At 75.0% G+C, this 4,034-nt stretch carries 3 protein-coding genes; 2 read left to right on the plus strand and 1 reads right to left on the minus strand.

All coding sequences use genetic code 11. From position 1 onward, the window contains the following. The first annotated feature begins 30 nt into the window (after positions 1 to 30). Positions 31 to 1,413, plus strand: coding sequence for a zinc metalloprotease (locus tag ACFV4N_RS40745; protein ID WP_499678040.1), 1,383 nt, complete (start codon positions 31 to 33; stop codon positions 1,411 to 1,413). 68 nt (positions 1,414 to 1,481) lie between these two features. Next, complete coding sequence (locus ACFV4N_RS40750; protein ID WP_499678041.1) at positions 1,482 to 2,615, plus strand: winged helix DNA-binding domain-containing protein; 1,134 nt, start codon at positions 1,482 to 1,484, stop codon at positions 2,613 to 2,615. A 93-nt stretch (positions 2,616 to 2,708) separates the two neighbouring features. Here the strand turns inward: ACFV4N_RS40750 and ACFV4N_RS40755 are convergent. Further along, a partial coding sequence (locus tag ACFV4N_RS40755; RefSeq protein ID WP_499678042.1) for an ABC transporter ATP-binding protein occupies positions 2,709 to 4,034 on the minus strand: 1,326 nt, incomplete at its 5' end.

Raw genomic sequence — 4,034 nt, forward strand, 5'->3', positions numbered from 1 at the left:
GGTTTCCCACGAGGAGAAAGGACCGCACCGATGCCCGGTTACCCGCCCGACTCGGTGATCACCGTGCTGCCGTACTCGCATCGGCGCGAGGCCGACTCCGCGGTCATCGGCGACGTCGACCGCCAGGTCTTCCTGAGCGTCCCCCCGGAGGCCCTCGACGTGCTGGAGTGGTTCGCCGAGGGCTGCACGCCCGCGGAGGCGAGCCGCCGCTACGAGGCGAAGCACGGCGAGACCGCCGACCTCGACGACTTCATCGACGCGATGGTCGCCGAGGGTTTCATCACCGTGGACGGCACGACCGGGGACGGCGCGACCGGCGACGAGGCGGCGAGGACCGTCACGGCCACCGCCGCGGCCGGCACCGCGACCGGCGCCTCGGGCGCCGCCGCACCGGCCGGGGACCCCGCGCCGGGCCTGCGCTGGAAGAGCCACATGGAGTGGATCAGCCAGAAGACCGCGCGGCGGATCTTCTCGACCCCCGTCCTCGTGCTCGCCGGCCTGGTCATCGCCGCCGGCGTGCTGACCGCCGTGCTGAACCCGGGCATCATCCCCGGCGCCACCGTGCTGCTGTTCCCCGAGCACTTCGCCCTGCTCACCTGGGCGACCATGGCGATCATGATCGTGGGCATCTACATCCACGAGGTGGCGCACCTGGTGGCGGCCCGCGCGGCCGGCGTGCCCGCGCGCATCGGGATCGGCAGCAGGCTCTACATCCTGGTCGCCGAGACCGACATGAGCGGCATCTGGCTGGCGTCCAAGAAGGAGCGCTACGTCGCGTTCCTGTCCGGGCCCATCGTGGACGGCGTGTTCGGCTCGATCGCGATCATCCTGCTCAAGCTGATGGAGACCGGGGCGCTGTCGGTGCCCCAGGAGATCCAGTGGCTCACCGCGGCGGCGCTGTGGACCTACTTCGGCCGCCTGCTGTGGCAGTGCTTCTTCTTCATGCACACCGACTTCTACTACGTGATCACGACCGCGATCGGGACCCGGAACCTGATCAAGGACACCGAGAAGTGGATGCTCAACGGCCTGCGCAGGCTGTGGCGCTCCCCCAAGCGCGAGGACCTGTCCGACCTGAGCCCGCGCGAGATGAAGTCGGTGCGCTGGTACTCGGCGGTGTACCTGCTGGGCCGCGGCGTCACGATCGCCTCGCTGTTCGCGATCACCCTGCCCGTGCTGATCGGTTACCTGTCGCAGGCGTTCCTGTTCGCCACCGGCCAGGAGAGCCGGATCAACTCGTTCGACTTCGCCACCATCGTGCTGGTGGCGGTGCTGCTCGACGGCGGCGGCCTGTTCGTGTCCACCCGCAACCTGCTCCGCAGGCGGCGCGCCCGCCGCGCGGAGCAGGCACTGCACGGTGAGCGGCTGGCCGCGGCCCAGGCGGCGGCGCGGACGGGCGCGGTCGGCTCCTGACCACCCCCGCGGTGCGCGGACGGGTTACCGTACCCGGGACACGACCCGCACTGTGGAGGCATGGACACGTGACCGCGGCCGGCATCACGACCCGAGAACTCAACCGCGCCCTCCTGGCACGCCAAGGACTCCTGGAACCGATCGACGACTCGGTCCCGGGAGTCCTCGCGCGCGTGGGGGCGGTGCAGGCGCAGAGCTGGCCCGCGGTCCCCGTCGCGGTGTGGACCAGGACCGCCGATCTCGCCCCGGAGGCGTTCCTCGGCGCGGTGGAGCGCGGCGAAGTGCTGCTCGCGACGCTGCTGCGCGGCACGCTGCACGTGGTGGCCGCCGAGCAGTACCCGGCGTACGCGGCGGTCACCGACCTCACCGGCGCGGCCGACTGGCGGCGCAAGACCGAGGGCCCGGCGCCGCTGATGGACCGCCTGCTGGCCGAGCTGCGCGAGCACACCGCCGAACGGGCCCGCACCGCCGACGAGGTGTGCGCGTTCATCGAGGCGTTCCTGGAACGGCACCCCGACGCCACCACGGACGAGGAGATCGCGTTCCAGCGGCAGTACAAGTGGCGGCCCTTCCGGGGCGTGCCCGCGTTCGTGCGGGCCCCGGCCGACGGGGAGTGGGGTGCGAAGGCCCCGGAGGCGCTGCGCGCCGCTCCCCCGGCCGCCGAGGACCGGGACGCCGCCCTGGCGGAGGTGATCAGGGCGCACCTGCGCGCGTTCGGCCCCGCGGCGGCTGACGACGTGGCCACGTGGATCGGGCACCGCACCCCGCCCGTGCGCGACGCCCTCGCCGGCATGGACGACCTCGTCACGTTCTCCGAGGACGGCCGCCGCGTGCTGTACGACCTGCCCGACGCGCCCCGGCCGGGCGCGGACGCGCCCGCGCCGGTGAAGCTGCTGCCCGCCTTCGACAGCACGCTGCTGGCGTACCGGAGCACCCACCGGGAGCGCATCCTGCCCGCCGCGCACAAGGACGTCGTGTACGCGAAGTCCAACCTCCAGGTCAAGCCGACCTTCCTGGTCGACGGCCTGGTGGCGGGCACGTGGGCGATCGCGGTCAAGCGGCGGGTGGCCACCGTCGCGCTGCGCCCGCTGGAGAAGCTGTCCGCGACCGACCGCGAGGCGCTGGAGGCGGAGGCGGTGCGGCTGGCCCGGTTCGCCCAGCCCGAAGCCAAGGACCACGCGGTCGTCGTGGAGGAGGGCTGACCACGGGCGTGCCCGCCGCGGGCGTGCCCGTCCTGACCGCCGGCGCCCGGGGACCGGCCCGGTGGCCTGTCCACCGGGCCCGTCGCGGGGCCCTCAGGCCATCGCGGGCCGGGGCCGGAGCACCGGCCTGCCGTCGACCATCTCGTGCACCTCGCCGCCGACCCGGCGCACCACCGCCGGGTCGTGGGTGACCACGAGCAGGGTGAGCCCGCGCTCCTCGCGCAGCTCCGAGAGCAGGTCGACCACGCTCGCCGCGACCGCGCGGTCCAGGGCGCTGGTCACCTCGTCGCACAGCAGCACGTCCGGGTCGGCGGCCAGGGCGCGGGCGATGGCGACCCGCTGGCGCTCGCCACCGGACAGGGCGGCGGGCAGCGAGTCGGCGTGCCGCTCGGTGAGGCCGACCCGGCGCAGCAGCCCGACCACCTCGCCGGTCACCGCCTCGTCGTCGGCGCACAGGCCGAACTGCTCCAGCGGCCGGGCGACGATGCGGCGCACGGTGTGCCGCGGGTTGAGCGAGTCGTAGGGGTTCTGCGGGACGAGTTGCACCCGGCGGAGCTGCTCGGCGTCGCGGCCGGCCACCAGCGGGGCCAGCGGCACGCCGTCGAGCAGGACGCCGCCCTCCGCGGGGGCCATGAGGCCCGCGACGACGCGCAACAGGGTGGTCTTGCCGCAGCCGGACGGCCCGACGAGGCAGGCGCTGCCGCCGGCCGGGGCCCGCAGCGACGCCCGGTCCAGCACGACCCCGACGCCGCGGCGGCGGACGGTGACCCCGGAGACCACGAGCAGGTCGGGCGCCTCCTCGGGCGGCTCCCGGCGCACCGGGGCGTCCTCGGCTACCACGAGCTGCCTGGTGGCGGGGTGCGTCGGCGCGGTGAGCACCCGCGCGGCCGGCCCGGTCTCCACGACCCGGCCGCCGTCGACCACGGCGAGCCGGTCGGCGGCGGTCGCCAGCGCCGGCAGGTCGTGCGACACCAGCACGGCGGCGGCGCCGGAGACCCGGCACAGCTCGACGAACTCGGCGAGCAGCCGGTCGGCGTTGTCCGCGTCCAGGGCGCTGGTCGGCTCGTCCAGGACGACGACCGCCGGCCGGTGGGTGAGCGCGATGGCCAGCGCGAGGCGCTGGAGCTGACCGCCGGACATCTGGTGCGGACGGCGGTCCAGGAACGCGTCGTCGTCCGGCAGGTTCGCCCGGCGCAGCGCGGCCCTCGACAGGCCGTCGACCTCGGACCGGGCCACACCCCTGGCCCGCAGCACCTCGGCCAGCTGCGCGCGCACCCGCAGGTGCGACGGCAGCGCGGTGCGCGGGTCCTGGGCGACGTAGGCCGCGTGCCGGGCGCGCAGCAGGCGCAGCGCCCGGCCGGAGCGCGCCCCCAGGTCGTGCCCGGCGACCCGGGTGACGCCGCCGACGTGGACGAGCCC

Source organism: Actinosynnema sp. NPDC059797, assembly GCF_042732085.1.
GTDB lineage: Bacteria > Actinomycetota > Actinomycetes > Mycobacteriales > Pseudonocardiaceae > Actinosynnema.